This window comes from Pseudomonas sp. L13, from assembly GCF_009935965.1.
Lineage (GTDB): Bacteria > Pseudomonadota > Gammaproteobacteria > Pseudomonadales > Pseudomonadaceae > Aquipseudomonas > Aquipseudomonas lactis.
The window spans coordinates 62,640-82,174 of the sequence record NZ_QODJ01000009.1; the positions used below are offsets into that span (position 1 = coordinate 62,640).

15 protein-coding genes are annotated in these 19,535 nt (G+C 59.5%); 10 read left to right on the forward strand and 5 right to left on the reverse strand.

What is annotated here, in order from left to right; genetic code table 11:
- Positions 1-10: 10 nt before the first annotated feature.
- The 10 genes from pilW (at position 11) to DK871_RS07955 (ending at position 9,874) form a co-directional block, all read left to right on the forward strand.
- Positions 11-769: a type IV pilus biogenesis/stability protein PilW gene (pilW, locus tag DK871_RS07915; protein WP_161904595.1), complete on the forward strand. Its 759-nt coding sequence runs from the start codon at positions 11-13 to the stop codon at positions 767-769.
- Positions 769-1,776: a RodZ family helix-turn-helix domain-containing protein gene (locus DK871_RS07920; protein ID WP_161904596.1), complete on the forward strand. Its 1,008-nt coding sequence runs from the start codon at positions 769-771 to the stop codon at positions 1,774-1,776. Before pilW ends, DK871_RS07920 begins: the two co-directional genes overlap by 1 nt.
- A 2-nt stretch (positions 1,777-1,778) precedes the next feature.
- The gene (gene ispG, locus DK871_RS07925) at positions 1,779-2,888 is read left to right on the forward strand and encodes a flavodoxin-dependent (E)-4-hydroxy-3-methylbut-2-enyl-diphosphate synthase (protein ID WP_003175952.1); all 1,110 of its coding nucleotides are present in this window, start codon (positions 1,779-1,781) and stop codon (positions 2,886-2,888) included.
- A 23-nt stretch (positions 2,889-2,911) separates the two neighbouring features.
- The gene (gene hisS, locus DK871_RS07930) at positions 2,912-4,201 is read left to right on the forward strand and encodes a histidine--tRNA ligase (RefSeq protein WP_161904597.1); all 1,290 of its coding nucleotides are present in this window, start codon (positions 2,912-2,914) and stop codon (positions 4,199-4,201) included.
- Between the two features lie 41 nt (positions 4,202-4,242).
- Positions 4,243-4,884: a YfgM family protein gene (locus DK871_RS07935; protein WP_003194010.1), complete on the forward strand. Its 642-nt coding sequence runs from the start codon at positions 4,243-4,245 to the stop codon at positions 4,882-4,884.
- A complete protein-coding gene (bamB, locus tag DK871_RS07940; protein WP_032903676.1) occupies positions 4,877-6,028 on the forward strand; it encodes an outer membrane protein assembly factor BamB in 1,152 nt (383 codons plus the stop codon). Before DK871_RS07935 ends, bamB begins: the two co-directional genes overlap by 8 nt.
- A gap of 66 nt (positions 6,029-6,094) precedes the next feature.
- On the forward strand, positions 6,095-6,268 hold the full coding sequence (locus DK871_RS29020; RefSeq protein WP_156995565.1) for a hypothetical protein: 174 nt from the start codon (positions 6,095-6,097) through the stop codon (positions 6,266-6,268).
- A gap of 21 nt (positions 6,269-6,289) precedes the next feature.
- Entirely contained in the window at positions 6,290-7,759 is a 1,470-nt protein-coding gene (gene der, locus DK871_RS07945) for a ribosome biogenesis GTPase Der (RefSeq protein WP_003194008.1), read from the forward strand.
- Between the two features lie 187 nt (positions 7,760-7,946).
- Entirely contained in the window at positions 7,947-9,095 is a 1,149-nt protein-coding gene (locus tag DK871_RS07950) for a pyridoxal phosphate-dependent aminotransferase (protein WP_161904598.1), read from the forward strand.
- Positions 9,083-9,874, forward strand: a complete 792-nt coding sequence (locus DK871_RS07955; protein WP_161904599.1) for an amidohydrolase — start codon at positions 9,083-9,085, stop codon at positions 9,872-9,874. The genes DK871_RS07950 and DK871_RS07955 overlap by 13 nt, the downstream gene beginning before the upstream one ends.
- A gap of 158 nt (positions 9,875-10,032) precedes the next feature.
- On the opposite strand, the gene leuA is transcribed toward DK871_RS07955, so the two are convergent.
- The 5 genes from leuA to DK871_RS07980 all read right to left on the reverse strand — a co-directional run bounded on the left by leuA (position 10,033) and on the right by DK871_RS07980 (position 19,482).
- Positions 10,033-11,712 (reverse strand): 2-isopropylmalate synthase, encoded by a 1,680-nt coding sequence (gene leuA, locus DK871_RS07960; protein ID WP_014719812.1) that lies wholly within the window; start codon positions 11,710-11,712, stop codon positions 10,033-10,035.
- A gap of 365 nt (positions 11,713-12,077) precedes the next feature.
- The gene (locus DK871_RS07965) at positions 12,078-16,235 is read right to left on the reverse strand and encodes a membrane-targeted effector domain-containing toxin (protein WP_161904600.1); all 4,158 of its coding nucleotides are present in this window, start codon (positions 16,233-16,235) and stop codon (positions 12,078-12,080) included.
- Positions 16,236-16,376: 141 nt separating this feature from the next.
- Entirely contained in the window at positions 16,377-17,198 is an 822-nt protein-coding gene (locus DK871_RS07970) for a M23 family metallopeptidase (protein ID WP_098950435.1), read from the reverse strand.
- A 3-nt stretch (positions 17,199-17,201) separates the two neighbouring features.
- Positions 17,202-18,581 carry an exodeoxyribonuclease VII large subunit gene (xseA, locus tag DK871_RS07975; protein WP_161904601.1) on the reverse strand — a complete coding sequence of 460 codons (1,380 nt, stop codon included), beginning with the start codon at positions 18,579-18,581 and terminating at the stop codon, positions 17,202-17,204.
- 10 nt (positions 18,582-18,591) lie between these two features.
- Positions 18,592-19,482, reverse strand: a complete 891-nt coding sequence (locus DK871_RS07980) for a LysR family transcriptional regulator (RefSeq protein ID WP_161904602.1) — start codon at positions 19,480-19,482, stop codon at positions 18,592-18,594.
- Positions 19,483-19,535: the final 53 nt, after the last annotated feature.

A 19,535-nucleotide genomic window follows, 5' to 3' on the forward strand; every position in this document is an offset into this window, starting at 1 on the left:
GAGGATCTCTATGCCCTTGCGCCTTGCGCTGCTTTTACTCTTTACCGGCCTCGCGGCCGGTTGCGTTTCATCGGGCCATGACAGCCCGTTGCGCACTGATAAAGGCCGTGATGAGGCGCGAGTTGCCTATGTGCAACTGGGCTTGGGGTACCTGCGCCAAGGCATGAGCGAGCAGGCCAAGGTGCCGTTGAAAAAGGCCCTTGAACTGGACGCCGATGATGCCGATGCCAATGCCGCGCTGGCCCTGGTGTTTCAGGCCCAGGCCGAGCCCGAGCTGGCCGACCGCTATTTTCACAAGGCCCTGGCCTCCCGTCCTGCCGACCCGCGGCTGCTGAACAACTACGGCAGTTTCCTGTTCGAGCAGAAGCGGTATGACCTGGCGTTACGTTATTTCCAGCAAGCTTCCACCGATACCCTCTACCCGCAACGTTCGCGGGTGTTCGAGAACCTCGGTGTGACCTCGATGCGCCTCGGCCAACGCGACAGCGCCCGCCAGCAACTGGAAAAAGCCCTGCATTTGAATAGTCACCAGCCACGGGCATTGCTCGAAATGGCTGAGTTGTCTTACGAAGACAGGCATTATGTGCCGGCACGTGACTATTACGAGCGTTTTAGCCTGCTGAGCGGGCAAAATGCACGTAGTCTATTGCTCGGTGTGCGCCTGGCGACGGTTCATGAAGAACACGACACGGCCGCACGTTTTGGCCAGCAACTCGAACGACTCTATCCCGGTACGCCGGAATATCAGCAATACCTGTCGGAGCAATGATGAAAGCCGCGCACCCGGAAGATGTAGCAGCTAATCGCGTCAACCCAGGCGAAACCTTGCGCCAGGCCCGCGAAAGCAATGGTTGGTCGCTGGCGGAAGTGGCCCTCAAGCTCAATTTGACCAGCACCTCCCTGGCCAACCTGGAAGCCGGCGCGTTCGACAAGCTGCCTGGGCACACCTTTGCCCGCGGCTATATCCGCGCCTATGCCAAATTGCTGGGTATCGACCAGGCCGTGCTGGTCCAGGAGTTCGACCAGTTCACCGGTACCGACGCCCAGGGCAGTAATGTCCATGGGTTGGGGCGTATCGAGGAGCCAACGCGGGTTTCCCACACGATTTTGCGAATTGTCAGCCTGTTGTTGCTGATTGCCGTGGTCGGCGGCGGTTTCGTCTGGTGGCAAGACCAGACCTCCCTGCGCAACAAAGACCTGACCAGCAATGCCATGGAACATGTCGAAGTCGAAAGCGCCGACGGCACTACCCAGATCCACCCGCTGGACGAGCCGGAAGACCAGGCCGTGGTAGAAGGGCAAGCCGCGCCGCAAGCGCCGGCCACTGCCGAGCAACCCGCGCCAGACGCTGGCACGGCCCCGGCTGTGACGGCTGCGGTACCAGCCCCGGCTGCTCCGACCACTCCGGCAGCACCCGTGGCTCAGGCTCCGGCAGCACCTGCACCTGCACCTGCACCTGCACCCGCGACCCCTGCGCCAGCCGCACCCGCAGCGCCGGCGATGTCGCCTCCCACCACCCCTGCGTTGATTGCCGGTGATGGGCGCGTACAGATTACCTTCATCGCTGACTGCTGGACGCAGGTCACCGATGGCAACGGCAAAGTGCTGTTCAGTGGTTTGAAGCGTAAGGGAGATACGCTTGACCAGGGCGGCAAGCCTCCTTTGACGCTGCGTCTGGGCTTCGCCCGTGGCGCGCAAGTGGCCTACAACGGCCAGCCTGTAGACGTGGCGCCGTTCACCAGTGGCGAGACTGCTCGCCTCAAGTTGGGACAATAGTCATGCACGGCGAATCTCCAATCAAACGTCGCGTATCGCGCAAGATCTGGGTCGGCTCGGTGCCGGTGGGTGGCGACGCCCCCATCGCAGTGCAGAGCATGACCAACAGCGACACCAACGATGTGGCCGCCACCGTGGCCCAGATCAACCGTCTGGAAGCTGCCGGCGTGGACATCGTGCGGGTGTCCGTTCCGGACATGGACGCAGCCGAGGCCTTTGGTCGTATCAAACAGTTGGTCAAGGTGCCACTGGTTGCCGATATTCACTTCGACTACAAGATCGCGTTGCGCGTGGCCGAACTGGGTGTGGACTGCCTGCGTATCAACCCCGGCAACATCGGGCGTGAAGATCGCGTGCGTGCCGTGGTTGATGCTGCCCGGGATCGTGGTATTCCGATCCGCATCGGCGTCAACGCCGGCTCCCTGGAAAAAGACCTGCAAAAAAAATACGGCGAGCCCACGCCGGCAGCTTTGGTTGAGTCTGCACTGCGCCACGTTGAACACCTTGAACGCCTGAATTTCCAGGACTTCAAGGTCAGCGTAAAGGCCTCCGACGTGTTCATGGCCGTAGAAGCCTATCGCCTGCTGGCCAAGGAAATCGTGCAGCCGCTGCACCTGGGTATCACCGAAGCGGGCGGTTTGCGCTCAGGCACGGTGAAATCTGCGGTGGGTCTCGGTATGCTGCTCGCCGAAGGGATTGGCGATACTATCCGCATCTCCCTGGCGGCAGACCCCGTAGAGGAAGTGAAGGTTGGCTACGACATTCTCAAATCCCTGCGTTTGCGTTCCCGTGGTATCAACTTCATCGCCTGCCCGAGTTGCTCGCGGCAGAACTTCGACGTGGTGAAAACCATGAACGACCTGGAGTTGCGCCTCGAAGACCTGCTGGTGCCGCTGGATGTCGCAGTGATCGGTTGTGTGGTCAACGGGCCGGGTGAGGCCAAAGAGGCCCACGTGGGCCTGACCGGTGGTACACCGAACCTGATTTACATCGACGGCAAGCCGTCGCAGAAGCTAACGAATGACAATCTGGTGGATGAGCTGGAAAAGCTGATCCGCGAGAAAGCGGCCGAGAAGGTCGCCGCTGACGCAGCGCTGATCGCTCGCGGCTGATTGACCGAATTTAAGGATCTGATGTGAGCAAGTCTCTGCAAGCCATTCGTGGCATGAACGACATCCTGCCGGAGCAGACGCCACTGTGGCGCTACTTCGAGAGCACCGTCGCGCGCCTGCTGGATAACTACGGTTACAAGCAGATCCGCATGCCGATCGTCGAGTTCACCGAACTGTTCAAGCGCTCCATCGGTGAAGTGACCGACATCGTCGAAAAAGAGATGTACACCTTTGAAGACCGTAACGGCGACTCCCTGACCCTGCGACCGGAAGGCACGGCCGCGTGCGTGCGCGCCGTACTGGAACATGGCATCACCGGTGGTGGCCAGACCCAGAAGCTGTGGTACATCGGCCCGATGTTCCGCCACGAGCGCCCGCAGAAAGGCCGTTACCGCCAGTTCCACCAGATCGGTTGCGAAGTGTTCAACCTGGACGGCCCGGACATCGACGCCGAGCTGATCGTGCTGACCTGGCGCCTGTGGGGCCAGTTGGGCATTCGTGACGCGGTCAAGCTTGAACTCAACAGCCTGGGCACCAGCGAGTCCCGGGGTCGCTATCGCGAAGCCCTGGTCGAGTACCTGTCGGCCCACCTGGACAAGCTGGACGAAGACAGCCAACGCCGTCTGAAGACCAACCCGTTGCGCGTCCTGGATACCAAGAACGCCGACACCCAGGCCGTGCTGGTCGATGCGCCGAAAATGGCTGATTACCTGGACGACGATTCCCGGGTGCATTTCGAGGGCCTCAAGGCTCGCCTGGATGCAGCCGGTATTCCCTACGTGATCAACCCCAAGCTGGTGCGTGGCCTCGACTACTACAGCAAGACCGTGTTCGAGTGGGTCACCGACAAGCTCGGCGCCCAGGGCACCGTGTGTGCTGGTGGTCGCTACGACGGCCTGGTCGAGCAAATGGGCGGCAAGCCGACCACAGGCGTAGGCTTTGCCATGGGCATCGAGCGGCTGATCCTGCTGCTGGAAACCCTGGAGCAGGTCCCGGAAGAAATTTCCCGTCAGGTGGACGTGTACCTGTGCGCCTTCGGCGAGGCTGCCGAACTGGCGGCCCTGGCCTTGAGCGAAAAAGTGCGCGACCAACTGCCGAGCCTGCGCCTGCAGGTCAATGCCGGCGCTGGTAGCTTCAAGAGCCAGTTCAAGAAGGCCGACAAGAGCGGTGCGCTGTACGCACTGATCCTCGGCGATGACGAGCTGGCCCAGCAAGTGGTAGGTTTCAAACCCCTGCGTGGCCAGGGCGAACAACAGAACATTGCCTTTGATGCGCTCGCTGCGCACTTGGCCACCTGCGTTGTGCAGGGTTGAAGCTGTCGAACAGCCGAATTTAGCGATTAAGGAGTATTGGGGTGTCGAGTACTGATGATGAGCAACTGGCCGAGTTCAAGGACTGGTGGCAGCGTAACGGTAAGCCCCTGGTTACGGGCGGTCTGCTGGCTTTAGTGGTGGTGTTCGGCTGGCAAGCCTGGACCAAGTATCAGGCCAACCAGTCCCAAGGCGCCTCGATCGTTTATCAGCAACTGCTGGAAACTACCCTGACCCCGGACGGCAAGCCTGACCCTGCGCAGGTGGCAGACCTGGCCGGCAAGCTGAAGAACGAATTCGGCGGTAGCACTTACGCCCAATACGGCAGCCTGTTCGTCGCTAAAGTCGCGGTCGATACCGGCAAGCTGGATGACGCGGCCACCGAGCTGAAGGCCATTGCCGACAAGCCGACCAACCCGACCCTGGGTGAAATCGCACGTCAGCGCCTGGCACAGGTATTGGCGGCACAGAACAAGGCTGACGAAGCACTCAAACTGCTCGACGGCGATGCTGACAAGGCATTCGTGGCCACTCGCGAAGAGCTCAAGGGCGACCTCTTGGTCCAATTGGGTCGTACCGACGAAGCCCATGCTGCGTACCAAAAAGCCAAGGCGGCGCTGTCTGATGAAGCGGCGGTCGGTGGCTTACAAATCAAGCTCGACGACTTGGCCAAAGGGGATGCGTGACGTGATCCGTTGGAAACATGCAGCATTGCTGGCTCTGGCCGTTTTGGCCGCGGGTTGCAGCAGCAACAGCAAAAAAGAACTGCCGCCTGCCGAGCTGACCAGCTTCAAGGAAGAAGTGGTCCTGCAAAAACAATGGAGCCAATCCATTGGTGATGGGCAGGGCGACCTCTACAACCTGTTGCAGCCGGCGATTGACGGCGACAACATCGTGGCCACTGATTCCACTGGCGTTGTAGTTGCCATGGATCGCATGAACGGCGACGTCAAGTGGAAGAAAGACCTCGAGCTGCCGGTTTCCGGCGGTGTGGGCGTCGGCTACGGCATGGTGCTGATCGGTACGCTCAAGGGTGACGTGGTCGCGCTGGACTCCAGCACCGGTGAAGAGAAATGGCGCGCTCGCGTGACCAGTGAAGTGCTCTCGGCGCCGGCGACCAACGGCGATATCGTCGTGGTGCAAACCCAGGACGACCGCGTGATCGGCCTGGATGCCTCCACCGGCGACCAACGCTGGTTGTACGACAGCACCCCTGCGGTGTTGACCCTGCGCGGTACCAGTGGTCCGATTGTGACCAACAACCTCGCCGTTGCTGGCCTGTCGACCGGTAAAGTGGTTGCCCTCAATACCCAGAACGGCGTGCCGGCCTGGGAAACTCGTGTGGCCATCCCGCAAGGTCGTTCCGAACTGGATCGCGTTGTGGACATCGACGGCGGCTTGCTGCTGTCGGGTGAAACTCTCTACGTCGCCACCTACCAGGGCCGTGTTGCCGCGCTGGACCTGCAGAGCGGCCGCATCAACTGGCAGCGTGATGCTTCCAGCTATGCGGGTGTCGCCCAAGGGTTTGGCAGCGTCTATGTGAGCCTGGCATCCGGCACCGTTGAAAGTGTCGATGAGCGTTCCACCACTGCACTGTGGAGCAATGACTCCCTGGCTCGCCGTCAACTGTCGGCACCGGAAGTCTTCTCCAGCTACGTGGCGGTGGGTGACTTCGAAGGCTACCTGCACCTGCTGAGCCAGGTAGACGGTCGTTTTGTCGGTCGCCAGCGTATCGACAGCGACGGCCTGCGTGCGCGTCCGCTGGTGGTGGGTAACATGCTTTATGTGTATGGCAACGGCGGCAAGCTGGAAGCCCTGACCATCAAGTAAAGGTTTGACTATGCTTGGGGTAACCCCCCAGGCGGCCCTGTTTCAATGCTCGGTGTAGGAGCGAGCGTGCTCGCGAAGGACGTCAACGATAACGCGGGTTTTCTGGATAAACGCGTCGTTCTCGGGTTTTTCGCGAGCAAGCTCGCTCCTACAGTAGTAGTGCCAGAGCAGGGCATGTGGCATTTCAAATGCCGCCCCGAGCACCAGCCGCTGCCCTGCAGCGGCTTTTGTATTTTCTGAAATAACGAAGTGGAGAGCCGCATGGTTCCCGTAATCGCCCTGGTGGGCCGACCTAACGTCGGCAAGTCCACCTTGTTCAACCGCCTGACCAGGACTCGCGACGCCATTGTCGGCGACTTGTCCGGTCTGACCCGTGATCGCCAATACGGTGAGGCAAAGTGGCAAGGGCGCTCCTATATTATTGTCGACACCGGTGGTATCTCCGGTGACGAGCATGGCATGGACGAAAAGATGGCCGAGCAGTCGCTGCTCGCTATCGAAGAAGCCGATGTGGTGCTGTTCCTGGTGGACGCCCGCGCGGGCTACACCGCTGCCGACCAGATGATTGGCGAGCACCTGCGCAAGCGCAACAAGCGTTCCTATCTGGTCGCCAACAAGATCGACAACATCGATCCTGAAGCGGCCCGTGCCGAATTCAGCCCGATGGGCCTGGGCGACGCGATCCCGGTCGCTGGTGCCCATGGTCGTGGCATCACCCAGATGCTGGAAATCGCCCTGCGCGACTTCCCCAAGGATGACGTCGAGGAAGAAGAGGGCGAAGAAGAGATCGTTGCTGAAGGCGAGGAAGCCAAGCGCATTCCGGGCCCGAGCGAAAAAGACGGTATCAAGATCGCTATCATCGGCCGCCCGAACGTCGGCAAGTCGACCCTGGTCAACCGTATGCTCGGTGAAGACCGCGTTATCGTCTACGACCAGCCCGGTACTACCCGCGACAGCATCTACATCCCGTTCGAACGCAACGAGGAAAAGTACACGCTGATCGACACGGCCGGTGTGCGCAAGCGCGGCAAGATCCACGAAGAAGTTGAAAAGTTCTCCGTGGTCAAAACCCTGCAGGCGATCAAAGACGCCAACGTGGTGATCTTCGTGATGGATGCCCGCGAAGGCGTGGTAGACCACGACCTCAACTTGCTGGGCTTTGCCCTGGAAGCCGGCCGCGCGCTGGTGATCGCGATTAACAAGTGGGACGGCATGACGCCGAGCGAGCGTGATTTCGTCAAGATCGAGCTGCAACGCCGCTTGTTCTTCGTCGAATTCGCCGATATCCACTTTATCTCGGCACTACACGGCACTGGCGTGGGCAACCTCTACGCGTCCGTCCAGAACTCGTTCAAGTCTGCGGTCACCCGCTGGCCGACCAACCGCCTCACCCAGATCCTGGAAGACGCGGTGGGCGAGCACGCACCGCCGATGGTCAACAACCGCCGGATCAAACTGCGTTACGCCCACTTGGGGGGTGCCAACCCGCCGATTATCGTGATCCACGGTAACCAGATCGAGAAGGTGCCCAAGTCGTACGTGCGTTACCTGGAAAACACCTACCGCCGTGTCTTGAAGCTGGTCGGTACGCCGATCCGTATCGAGTTCAAAGGTGGCGATAACCCATACGAAGGCAACAAGAACACACTGACCGACCGTCAGGTGAACAAGAAGCGTCGTTTGATGACTCACCACAAGAAGGCCGACAAGAAGCGCCGTGATAAAAAGTAGCAGCGGCAAGTTGTAAGCTGCAAGCTGCAAGCTAAAGCGGATTTGCTCGCAGCTTGTAGCTTGCAGCTCAAACCGCCAAGCACAAAAAAGGGCTCATTCAGAGCCCTTTTTTGTGCTTGGCGGTTTGCCCCTTGACCTGCTTGCAGCTTGCAGCTTAAAACTTGCAGCTCACCCGAAGGGGGCTCCCATGATCACCAGTAAGCTGCCAAACGTCGGCACGACCATTTTCACCACCATGTCACAACTCGCCGCCGAAACCGGCGCGCTCAACCTGTCCCAGGGTTTTCCCGATTTCAATGGGCCTCAAGGCTTGCTCGATGCGGTGGGCAAGCACATCGCCCTCGGCCATAACCAGTACGCCCCCATGACTGGCTTGCCGGCGCTGCGCCAGCAAGTGGCGGCCAAGATTGCTCGCAGTTATGGCGCCACAGTCAATGCTGACAGCGAGGTGACCATCACTCCTGGCGCCACCGAAGCGATCTTTTGCGCGATCCAGGCGGTGATTCGCAGCGGCGATGAAGTCATCGTGTTCGACCCCAGCTACGACAGCTATGAGCCTTCGGTGGTACTGGCCGGTGGCAGCTGCGTGCATGTGCAACTGAGCCTGCAAGGCTTTGCCCTGGACTTCGAGAAACTCAAGGCTGCGCTTTCACCGCGTACGCGCATGGTCATCCTCAATAGCCCGCACAACCCCACCGGTGCCTTGATCAGCCGTGCCGAACTGGACCAGTTGGCCGAACTGATCCGCGACCGCGATATCTACCTGGTCAGCGATGAGGTCTACGAGCACCTGGTGTTCGACGGTGTGCCCCACGTCAGCGTACTGGCCCATCAGGAGCTGTATCAGCGCGCGTTCGTGGTCAGCTCGTTCGGCAAGACCTATCACGTCACAGGCTGGAAGACCGGCTACGTGGTCGCGCCACCGGCCCTTAGCGCCGAACTGCGCAAGGTGCATCAATATGTCAACTTCTGCGGCGTCACCCCTTTGCAGTACGCTTTGGCGGACTTCATGGCCGAACACCCGGAACATGTCGAAGAACTACCGGCCTTCTATCAGGCCAAACGGGACTTGTTCTGCGACCTGCTGGCGCCATCGCGCTTGAGCTTCACTCGGGTGACCGGCACTTACTTCCAACTGGTGGATTACTCACAGATTCGCCCAGACCTGGATGACGTCGCCATGTCCCTGTGGATGACCCGTGAACATGGCGTGGCGACCATTCCGGTTTCGGTGTTCTACCAGCACCCACCCCAAGGCCAGCGCCTGGTGCGCCTGTGCTTTGCCAAACGCGAGGAGACGCTGCGACATGCGGCGCAAAAACTATGCGTGATCTGAGTACATTGCCGAATCTGAACATTGCCTTGGTGCAGACGAGCCTGGCCTGGCATGACCGCCAGGCCAATTTCGAACACTTCGAGTTGCTGCTGGAGCAGGCCAAAGGCGCCGACTTGATCGTGCTGCCGGAGATGTTCACCACGGGATTTTCCATGGAATCAGCGGCCCTCGCCGAGCCGGAAAACGGCCCTACCCATCATTGGCTCCAGGCCCAGGCGGCAAAGTATCAGGCCGTGATAACGGGCAGCGTGATCATCCAGGCGGCCGATGGCAGCCACCGCAACCGCCTGCTGTGGGCGCGGCCGGATGGCGAGGTGTTGCATTACGACAAGCGCCACCTGTTCCGCATGGCCGGTGAACATGACCATTACACCCCAGGTGAACGCCAGGTGCAGTTCGAATTGAAGGGTTGGCGCATTCGTCCGCTGATCTGCTATGACCTGCGCTTCCCGGTGTGGAGCCGCGACGCCCAGGATACGGACTTGCTGCTGTACACCGCCAACTGGCCGGGGGCGCGGCGTCAGCATTGGAATCGGCTGTTGCCGGCACGGGCGATTGAAAACCTGTGCTATGTGGCGGCGGTGAATCGTGTAGGCACCGACGGCAAGGGCTTTGCCTACACCGGCGATAGCCAGGTGCTGGATTTCCAGGGGGAGACGTTGCTGAGTGCGGGGGAGGCGGATGGGGTGTTCCAGGTGATCCTGGATGCGGCGGAGCTGGCGGCTTACCGTACGCGGTTCCCGGCGAACCTGGATGCCGATAGCTTTCAGTTCCTGTAGGAGCGAGCTTGCTCGCGAAAAACGCGAACGATAACGCAGCGTTATCAGGTTGCCAGCGGTGCCTTTGGGTTTTTCGCGAGCAAGCTCGCTCCTACAAGGTATTGAAACGAGAAGGCCCCTGGACTCTCACCCAGGGGCCTTTTGCATCACGGCAATGCTTACGCGGCTTTGGCTTCCAACTGGCTCAACGAACGGTTCAGCGCACTGAACAGCGCCTTGAAGCTGGCCGTGGTGATGTTTTCATCGATCCCCACACCATGCACCGGGCGTTCGCCGTTCACGCGCAGTTCAATATAGGCCGCCGCCTTGGCATTGGTCCCCGCACCAATCGCGTGCTCGTTGTAGTCCATGATCTCAACGCCAATCGGCAAGCCGGCCACCAAGGCTTCCAGCGCACCGTTGCCTTTGCCTTTCCAGTGCAGGTTGGTTTCGCCCTGGCCTTTGCCCGAGACTTCAACCTCGACAAAACTGTTGCCGTTCTCTTCCTGCAGACGATGGCTGACCAATGCATACGGCGTGTTGGCTTGCAGGTATTCACGCTGCAGCAAGGCGTAGATCTGTGGCGCGGTCATCTCCAGGCCCACGCGGTCGGTTTCGGCCTGCACCACCTGGCTGAACTCGATCTGCATGCGACGCGGCAAGCTGATGTCGTATTCCTGCTCCAGCAGGTAGGCGATGCCGCCCTTGCCCGACTGGCTGTTCACGCGGATCACCGCCTCGTAGCTGCGGCCAATGTCCGCCGGGTCGATCGGCAAGTACGGCACTTCCCACAAGGCATCGTCTTTCTGCTGGGAGAAGCCTTTACGGATCGCGTCCTGGTGCGAGCCGGAGAACGCGGTGTGTACCAAGTCGCCGACGTATGGGTGACGTGGGTGCACCTGGATCTGGTTGCACTCTTCGACCACTTTGCGCACGCCGTCAATATCGGAGAAGTCCAGTTGTGGGTCCAGGCCCTGGGTGTACATGTTCAGCGCCACGGTGACCAAATCGACGTTACCGGTACGCTCGCCGTTGCCAAACAGGCAGCCTTCAACACGGTCGGCGCCGGCCATCAGGCCCAACTCGGTGGCCGCCACGCCAGTGCCACGGTCGTTGTGGGTGTGCAAGCTGATGATCACGCTGTCACGACGGTTGATATGGCGACCGAACCACTCGATCTGGTCGGCATAGATGTTCGGCGTGGCGCACTCGACGGTGGCGGGCAGGTTGAGGATCATTTTGTGCTCAGGCGTGGGATTCCACACCTCGATCACCGCGTCGCAGACTTCCTTGGCGAATTCCAGCTCAGTGGCGCTGAACGTCTCTGGGGAGTATTCGAACGTCCACTGGGTTTCCGGCTGCTGGGCGGCGTATTTGACGAACAACTTGGCGGCGTTGACCGCGATGGCCTTGATGCCGTCCTTGTCCTGGTTGAACACGATGCGGCGGAACGACGGCGACGTGGCGTTGTACAAGTGCACGATGGCTTTCTTCGCGCCGCGCAGGGATTCGAAGGTGCGTGCGATCAAGTCTTCACGGCCCTGGGTCAGCACCTGGATGGTGGTGTCCTCGGGGATGTGGTTGTCTTCGATCAGGGTACGTACGAAGTCGAAGTCAGTTTGCGACGCGGCCGGGAACGAGGCTTCGATTTCCTTCACGCCAACGGCGACCAGAGTCTTCCAGAAGCGCAGCTTTTTCACCGCGTCCATCGGCTCGATCAGCGACTGGTTACCATCACGCAGGTCGGAGCTGCACCAGATCGGCGCTTGGGTGATGGTCTTGGACGGCCAGGTACGGTCCGGAATGTCGATGGTCGGGAACGCGCGGTATTTCGAAGACGGGTCTTTGAGCATGCTCATCGGAAAATCCTTGGTTGTAGGGGCCGAGAAAAGGCGGCCTGCCGTAGCACTGTTATTAGGGATAAAACTTGAAGACGAGGCAGATCGATTCAGCCTGGCAGTCGTGCGCTGACAAGGCACAGGCTGCGGTGCTGGCGGAGCTGAATGAGGGTGTGAGAGGTTTTCATGCAGTCAACCCTAACCGCGAGATGGGAGGATGGCAAGCAGTGGGAAAAAATTGAGAGGATTTCTATTTTATTGCTTTTTTTTGAGTTTTTATTGCGGATTTATTCTGGTTTTGTTGTTTTTGTGCTTTTTAATATTCTTCCTGCGCAATGGGTGGTCATGCGGCGGTAAGGCCGCATGGTGTTCCTCTGATGAGACGGTCAGACGATCAGGGCGTCGATGTTGTAGTCAATGTGAATGTCTCCGCGTGGTTCTGGGGTGCTGGTGCCGTGCAGGAACTTCAAGGGTGGGGGGGCAGTATGAGGAGGCTGACTGGCAAGGCTTGAGCTGCCTTTCAGGCTAGGTGATACGGACACCCCGAGCCCTCCTGTCAACTCTGCAAGACCTGGAACGCCGTCATAATTATTCATATGCGCCATTCCTACTACTGCCACATATTTTTCTCCAGCGGGGAGTTCTTCCATGATACGGGTCGCGAAGTAGTTAAACTCGCGGAGGCGATCAACTTCCCATATTGGATTAGCTCGCCAGGCTTTAAGGTTATCCATATGCGACGTTAATTGTGGGTGCTCGAGCCCTATGACCTTTATTCCGTGCCTCTCTGCTTCGGCGATGACGTCCACCATAGTTGGACCGCCACTGAATTCGGGGCGATAGATACGTATCCCCAGATAGTCCGTATGAGACGTCAGTAGGCTCGCGTCTGTTATGCCTGGCCAACTGCGCAAAAATATCGCGTTCTCAAGGTAAACGGTGGTTACACCGCTGTTTGCAAAGTTTTGCATCTGGTCGATCAGTAGTTGAAACGTTACAGGTTCGTCATGCAGTTCGCCAAACACTAGGCCACGTATACCGGGTTGAGACAGGGCGTTTTGTATGGCCACCTCAGGTGTTCTATTGGTTGTTATCGCGGGCTCGATTACGCGTGTAGGCGTCGCGTTTGCCAGGCGATTGTTGTAAAAATTCCGCGTATCACGCATGAACCAGCGCCGAATGTTCCCGGTAACGCCTGGTTCTCCAGTAACGGTCCCATTACCCGCAAGAATACGGTCCATATAGATGTCGTCGGGTGGTGCAGTTCTACCCCTTTTGCCTCGACCACCCGGTAGCGCATTCAACCGCCACTCCCCGTTCCCCGCCGATTGCAGGGAGGCCACCATCCTGCTGCTTCTGGACGCCGTCGCAGGGGCATTCGGATCAATGATATTGACTTGCCCGCTGCGGGCGTGGAATGCCGAGTCGATCTGGTAAACCCGGTTTTCACCGGTACTGTCGGTAAAGCGTACGTACCAGTTGTCCCCCACGTTGTAAGTGCCGTCGGGCCTCAAGGGGCGGCCACTGATGACCTCATTCGGTACGGTGTAGGCGCTCAGGTCCCGGCTTGGGGTTGCGGCTGATGTTGAAGAGCGCGTGGCGACAGTGCCTGCGCCGCTGCTGGTGGAGGCGGTCGCTGGCGCAGGCGTGTGTGGCGTCGGCGTTGAGGTGATAGGGCCTTGGCGTGGCGTCGGCGCGCGCGCCGCAGTCGACGACCTGAATACCGGGCGCAGTGGGGCGGCACGAACACCTTTGATGCCGGCTGTAGCCAGCAGGAAGTCAACGAAGATCGTTTTCGCCAGGCCGGGATGGCTGGTCAGCTTGGGCAGGAGTTTTCGGTTGGCGCGCAAAGCGATTAAAGCGGCCTTACTCAGATGAGTACCGGCTCTTGCGACCTTGCCGGCACCTGGCAAAAAATCCAGGAATACCATTCCCACTTCGACGCCGTACGTCGCCATATTGATGAACGATTGCTTGGCCACTTCCGCACTGCTGACGGATTGATGGTCTGCCTTGTCGACGATCATCTGAACGTTTTGGTGGTACAGGTGATCCTGAACATTACCCTCTATGGGTTTGAGTACCGAGCCGCCGAGCATGACCTTTATACTTTTTCCGGCGATGTCCAGGACTTTATCGGGTGCCAGGGCGGTAAATGGACTGTTGGCGATCCCCCTGACGGCCTCGTCGCGTTCAGCTACATCATCTTTCTTGACCGGTGATTTTCTGTCCGCGATATAGGCTTTCCACTCGTCTTTTTTCAGTAAGTCGTCCATTGCCTTCTGGTCCGCAACTTCGCGAAACGCGATGCCGTCTGGCGCCTTGGGGGTGTAGAGCACCAATGATGAATCGGCCTTGTTGCCAATCACCATCACTCCATGTACCGGCTGTCCATAGTCGTACAGGGCATTGGCGATAATGTTCTGGCCATCGACTTTGGGGCGGTTGGCGGGGTCGGGGTGGTCCAGGATTGCCGTAACCCATTGCGCTGCGCGTTTGCTGTTCTTGTCTTCGGCGGCCTGCTCTTTATAGGCAGTAGGGTTGAGCTCTGCGAGAAAGGCGTCTTTCTCCATGGCATCGCTCAGGCTGGATTTCCACGCCTCCCGTAGATTTGAAGGGGCATCAGGTGCCAGTTCTTTTTTAAGCAGTTTGTCGTATTGGCCTCCCACATCTGCAGTCTTGATCAAGGCTTTAAGCTGTTCATCATTGAGTATGATCGGCTTGCCACTGCTATCGCGAATCGGGTTGCCCTGGGTGTCAGTCAACGGCAAGGTCAGTGTGATGGTCGTTTTTTTTTGGAGACTTCTTGGAAGAAAACCGGTGGGATTTTTCAGCGCCAGATCCGTCAGTGAAAGTTGCGTTTTTTCTGACGAGGTCGTTGTGCGTTTACCGAATATCTCCAGGGTCATGTCTGCAAGGATGAAGCTGGTCGAGTTGTCCTGGACTGTGGTTTCGTTTATCTGCACCTTTAATTTATCGGCATCAATCTGCGCAGTGGGGTACAGCTTCTTGATAGCCTCGTTCATCCTGTCGCGTGCAAAATCCGACAGGGAGGGGATTTTTTCAAGCAGGGGCAGTAACGCGTCAGTGCTTTTTTTCTCCCACTGTTCCAGTTTCAGGAAGATGGCTTCTTGATCCGGGGTCAGGTTTTTCAACCACTGCGGTTGTTGTTTTTCGATCAACTTGGCGTTGTAAGCCAACAGGGCATTGGTGCTGTCGAGCTGGTACGACCAGTCGGCGGCTTCATCTATGGCTTGGGCTGACGTCGGGTCCGTCAGTGGGTTAGCTGGCGTAGTGGCTGTCAGTGTCTGGGTGAGCTGTTTATTGATTTCCTCTTGCTGGCGCTTGAGCATCCACGAAATGCCCTCTGCCAGTACCTCCGCAGCCACAGGCTCTACGCGCCATGTCAGGTCATCTCCCGAGGGCTGTTCTGTTCGGTTTTGCAGCGCCAACGGCAGCGTTTGCAACAACAGTTCGGCCTCTACTCCACCTTCATCAAGGCGCTTGGCCAATGCCTCGCGGGCTTGGGCGGGTGTGGCGAACTCCTCGAACCCTTTACTGGGGGTATACAGAACCACCGGGCCGTGGCTGTCGTCGAGCGCCAAGGACCGACCTTTAGGCCATGCGGGCTCAGTCGCGAAGGAGCCGTCGGTCTGGGTGATGAGGAAGGTCCCGGCCAGCAGTGCACCCCGTTCAGTACCGTCATCCACGGTGATTGGGTACACCCCAGGGCGGGCACCGTCAGCAAAGGCATTTTCCCGCGCGGCCAAGGTGGGGTATTGCAGCGCCGTGTCGATCAGTTGTTTGCTGGCCGGGCTCAAGGTGCCATCGTTGGTGCGCGCTGCGGCCACGGTTGCCAGTTGCTGCTTGTACAAGGCCAACAGTTCGTTCTGTGGTGTGGTTCGCACGTGCGGGTTGTGCGGGCTTTGGCGAGGCGTGGTCCAGAACTTCTGCTGCGTGGTCGCGTATTGGGCGATGCGCTGGGCAATCGTGTGCAGTGAGTGTGAAGGGGTGACCAGGGTGGGCGGCACACCGGTACCGCCTCGAGTGAAAAAATCCCCGTATACGTTGTTGCCTTCGCCTGCTTTTTTCCCCGGGTTACGCAGCTGTTCCTGGATTTCTTTATGCAGTGCGTCGAGAAAGGGTTCTACAGACAGCGTTTTTATACTGCCATCGTTTTGCTTGCGCCAACGCTTGAAGGTGAGGTCTGCAACATTGAGGTGGGGCTGGTCAGGGAACAGTGTGGCCAGTTGTTGCTGCAGGAAAGTCTTGAAGTTCGGTTGCTCTGTGTAGAGCTGCTGTATCGCATGGGCGGCTTCGTTGTGTTGCGCTATGAGGCTGCTATTGCGTGGAGGTGTGACGGTGGCAGGTGCAGTACTTGGCGAATCGGGTACAGGCAAATCGCCTGGTGCGTAGGTCGAAGACCCTACGACCGGGGCGGCCTGGTTTTTTTCTAGCTGGGGTGTGGATGTTTCGACAGGTTGGGGAAGGGGTTGAAGCTGATCCAAAGGGTTTTTGACTGTAGAACTGGTTGGCGCAAGCATAGAAAAAACCTCATCACTTAATGGAGATGGTGTCGTTACGGTCCTTGTAAGTCGCCAGGTAAGTGATGGGGTATGGTCGGTTGGTTCCGGCTGCAAATGTAAGAAAAGAGGTATGCCCGGTGTCAGGACATTGGATAAAAATCAGGGCTGAAACGCACCGATGAATATCGCCGGGTCTACACGGGCATCGTTGAGGCTGACGTTCCAGTGCATATGCGGCCCGGTCGCACGGCCTGTCGAGCCGACCTTGCCCACCACCGCGCCGCGCACCAGTTGCTGGCCCACCTTCACGTCGATCTTGGACATATGGCAGAACATGCTGATAAAGCCTTGGCCGTGGTCAACGAACACCGTGTTGCCGTTGAAGAAGTAATTGCCCACCAGGATCACCTTGCCGTTCGCAGGCGTCTTGATTGGCGTACCGGCCGGCACCGCGAAGTCCAGGCCCGAGTGCGGGTTGCGTTCTTCGCCATTGAAGAAGCGCCGCACGCCAAACTTGCTCGACAGCGGCCCGCTCACCGGTTTGTCCAGTACCAGGTTGCTCGGCAGGTTCGGGCTGAAACTGCGGTAAGCCTTGATCTGCACGGCCAGCTCATTTTCGATGCGCTTGAGCTGGGCCGGGTCGGGATTGACCTGGCTTTTGTTTTTCAAGGTGATGCGCTGTTCCGGGTACTTCTTGTAGCCGACGATAAACGGCAGGTTGCGCCCACCGCTGCTGATGCGCTCGTTACCGGGCTTGACCGTCAACGGGATGCCGACAATCGCCAGCCAGTTATCCTGCTCCTTGACCACCAGCACCGGCTTGCCCTGGTAGGTGGCTTTCGGCGCAGTGGCCGAAGGGCCTAGCTCGACGACGGCCACGCCGCCGGGCACAGGTTTGTTCAGGGTTCGCGTGATGTAGCTGTCGGCGTGGGCGTTAAACGTGAGGCACAACAGCATCAACAGGCTCAGTAGGCGTGGCATCGATCAATCCAATAATGAAAGGGTGACGGGTGTCAGGTGGTTGTCTTCCACCCGCACTTGCAATTGGCCTTCACCCAGACGCGCGGTGAGGCGCTGGCCGGTGTGGGTTTGAGCAGCATTGCGAATCGCCTGGCCGCGCTCGTCCAACAGGATGCTGTAGCCACGGCCCAGGGTTGCCAGCGGGCTGACCACCTGCAACGTCTGCACCTGACTCTGCAGTTGCAGGCGCCGAGCCTTGAGACCTTCGCGCATGGCGCGGGGCAGGCGTTCGGCGAGGCTGTCCAGGCGCTGGCGCAAGAGTGCCAGTTGACGGCCCGGGTGCTGGCCGGCGAGGCGGGTTTCCAGGCGAATCAGGCGCTCGCGACGGGTATTGAGGCTGCGCTCAAACGCACGACGCAAGCGCATGTCCAGGTCATCCAGGCGCTGGGCCTGCTGGCGCAAGCGCTCACCAGGGTGGCGCAGGCGGCGGGCCATGCCTTCCAGGCGCAGGCGGCTGTGGCTCAGGCGGTTGCGCATCAGCATCACCAGGCGGCGCTGCAAGTTTTCTACCTGGCGCACCAGGTGGCTGGCGTCCGGGGCCAGCAACTCAGCGGCGGCGGAGGGCGTAGGGGCGCGGACGTCCGCCACGAAGTCGCTGATGGACACATCGGTCTCATGGCCAACGGCACTGACGATGGGGGTAACACAGGCATCGATTGCGCGGGCCACGGCCTCTTCGTTGAAACACCACAAGTCTTCCAGGGAGCCGCCGCCACGGGCCAGGATCAGCGCGTCGAAACCGCGTGCGTCGGCGAGTTTCAGCGCCCGCACAATCTGCGCGATTGCTTCGCGGCCTTGCACGGCGGTAGGGATCAGGGTCAGTTCAACGCTCGGCGCGCGGCGGCGGAACACGCTGATGATGTCGCGAATCACCGCGCCGGTGGGCGAGCTGATAATGCCGATGCGCCGGGGATGCACCGGCAGCGCCACTTTGCGTTCGGCACTGAACAGGCCTTCGGCGCTGAGTTTTTCCTTCAAGGCATCAAAGGCCAGGCGCAGCGCACCGTCGCCGGCCGGCTCCACGGTGTCGAGGATCAGTTGGTAATCGCCACGGCCCTCGAACAACGAGACCTTGCCGCGCACCTTCACCGCCAGGCCGTCCTTCAACGCCTGCCGCACCCGCGCCGCGTTATTGCGAAACAGTGCGCAACGCACCTGGGCGCCACTGTCCTTGAGCGTGAAATACACATGGCCGGAAGCCGGGCGGGCGAGGTTGGAGATCTCGCCTTCCACCCAGATATTGGTGAATACGTCTTCCAGCAACACCCGCGCACGGCCGTTGAGCTGGCTGACAGTCAGGACTTCGCGGTCCAGGCCCAAACGGGCAAAAGGATCTTTAATCATGGGCGGCAGTTTATAGGCATTCGTGCAGGGTTTGACAGAATTGCTCCACCAGCGTGTTCGGCGCTTGCGCACAGGCCAGGGCTACGGTGCTGTGGCAGTCCGGGTCGGCCAGGGGCAGAAAGTGCACGTTGGGCGGGGCGATGTCCTGCATGGATTTTGGTAACAAGGCAATACCGAAACCGGCCTGGATCAATTGCAACTGCGTGGTTTTGCGCGACATCACCCGCGCCGCCTTGGGGAAAAAACCTGCACGCATGCACAATTCGGCTGACAGATAACTCAGCCCGCCGCGCTGAGGGTGGGGGATCGAAATAAACGCCTCGTCCTTGAGTTGCATTAATTCGACCGCTGCGTTGCCACGTGCCAACGGGTGATCCGTCGGCACTGCCAGCGCCAACGGCTCGGTGTACAACGGCACCACGCGCACGCCTTCGCGCTGATGCAACACCGGCAACCGCAGCAGGCCGACGTCCAGTCGCCCCTCGGCGATTTCCTCCAGTTGGGCTTCGGAGGAGAGCTTGACGATATCCATCGACACACCGGGACAGCGCTCCAGCCACGTGCTGATGCCTTGCAGTAACGCGCCGCTCATCGGCACGGTGCTCGAGTGGCTCAGGCGCAGAGTGCCGAGTTGGCCCTGGCCCACTTGCGTCGCCAGGTCGCTGGCCTTGAGCAACTCACTCAGCAGGTTGCGCGCCCGTGGGTAGAAGGCTTCGCCGGCGGCCGTCAGCCGTGGCTGGCGTGCAGTGCGTTCGAACAGCGGGGTTTGCAGGTGGGATTCCAGCTCCTTGATCTGCCGGCTCAACGCCGATTGCGCCACGAACAGGCGTTCGGCGGCGGCACTGAAGCTTCCGCTGTCGGCGATTTCGACGAAATAACGCAGTTGGCGAGTGGAGATCACAAGTCATGCCTTTTTGAGATGGGTGGCGAGCTTTGAAGATATTAGTCGCAACA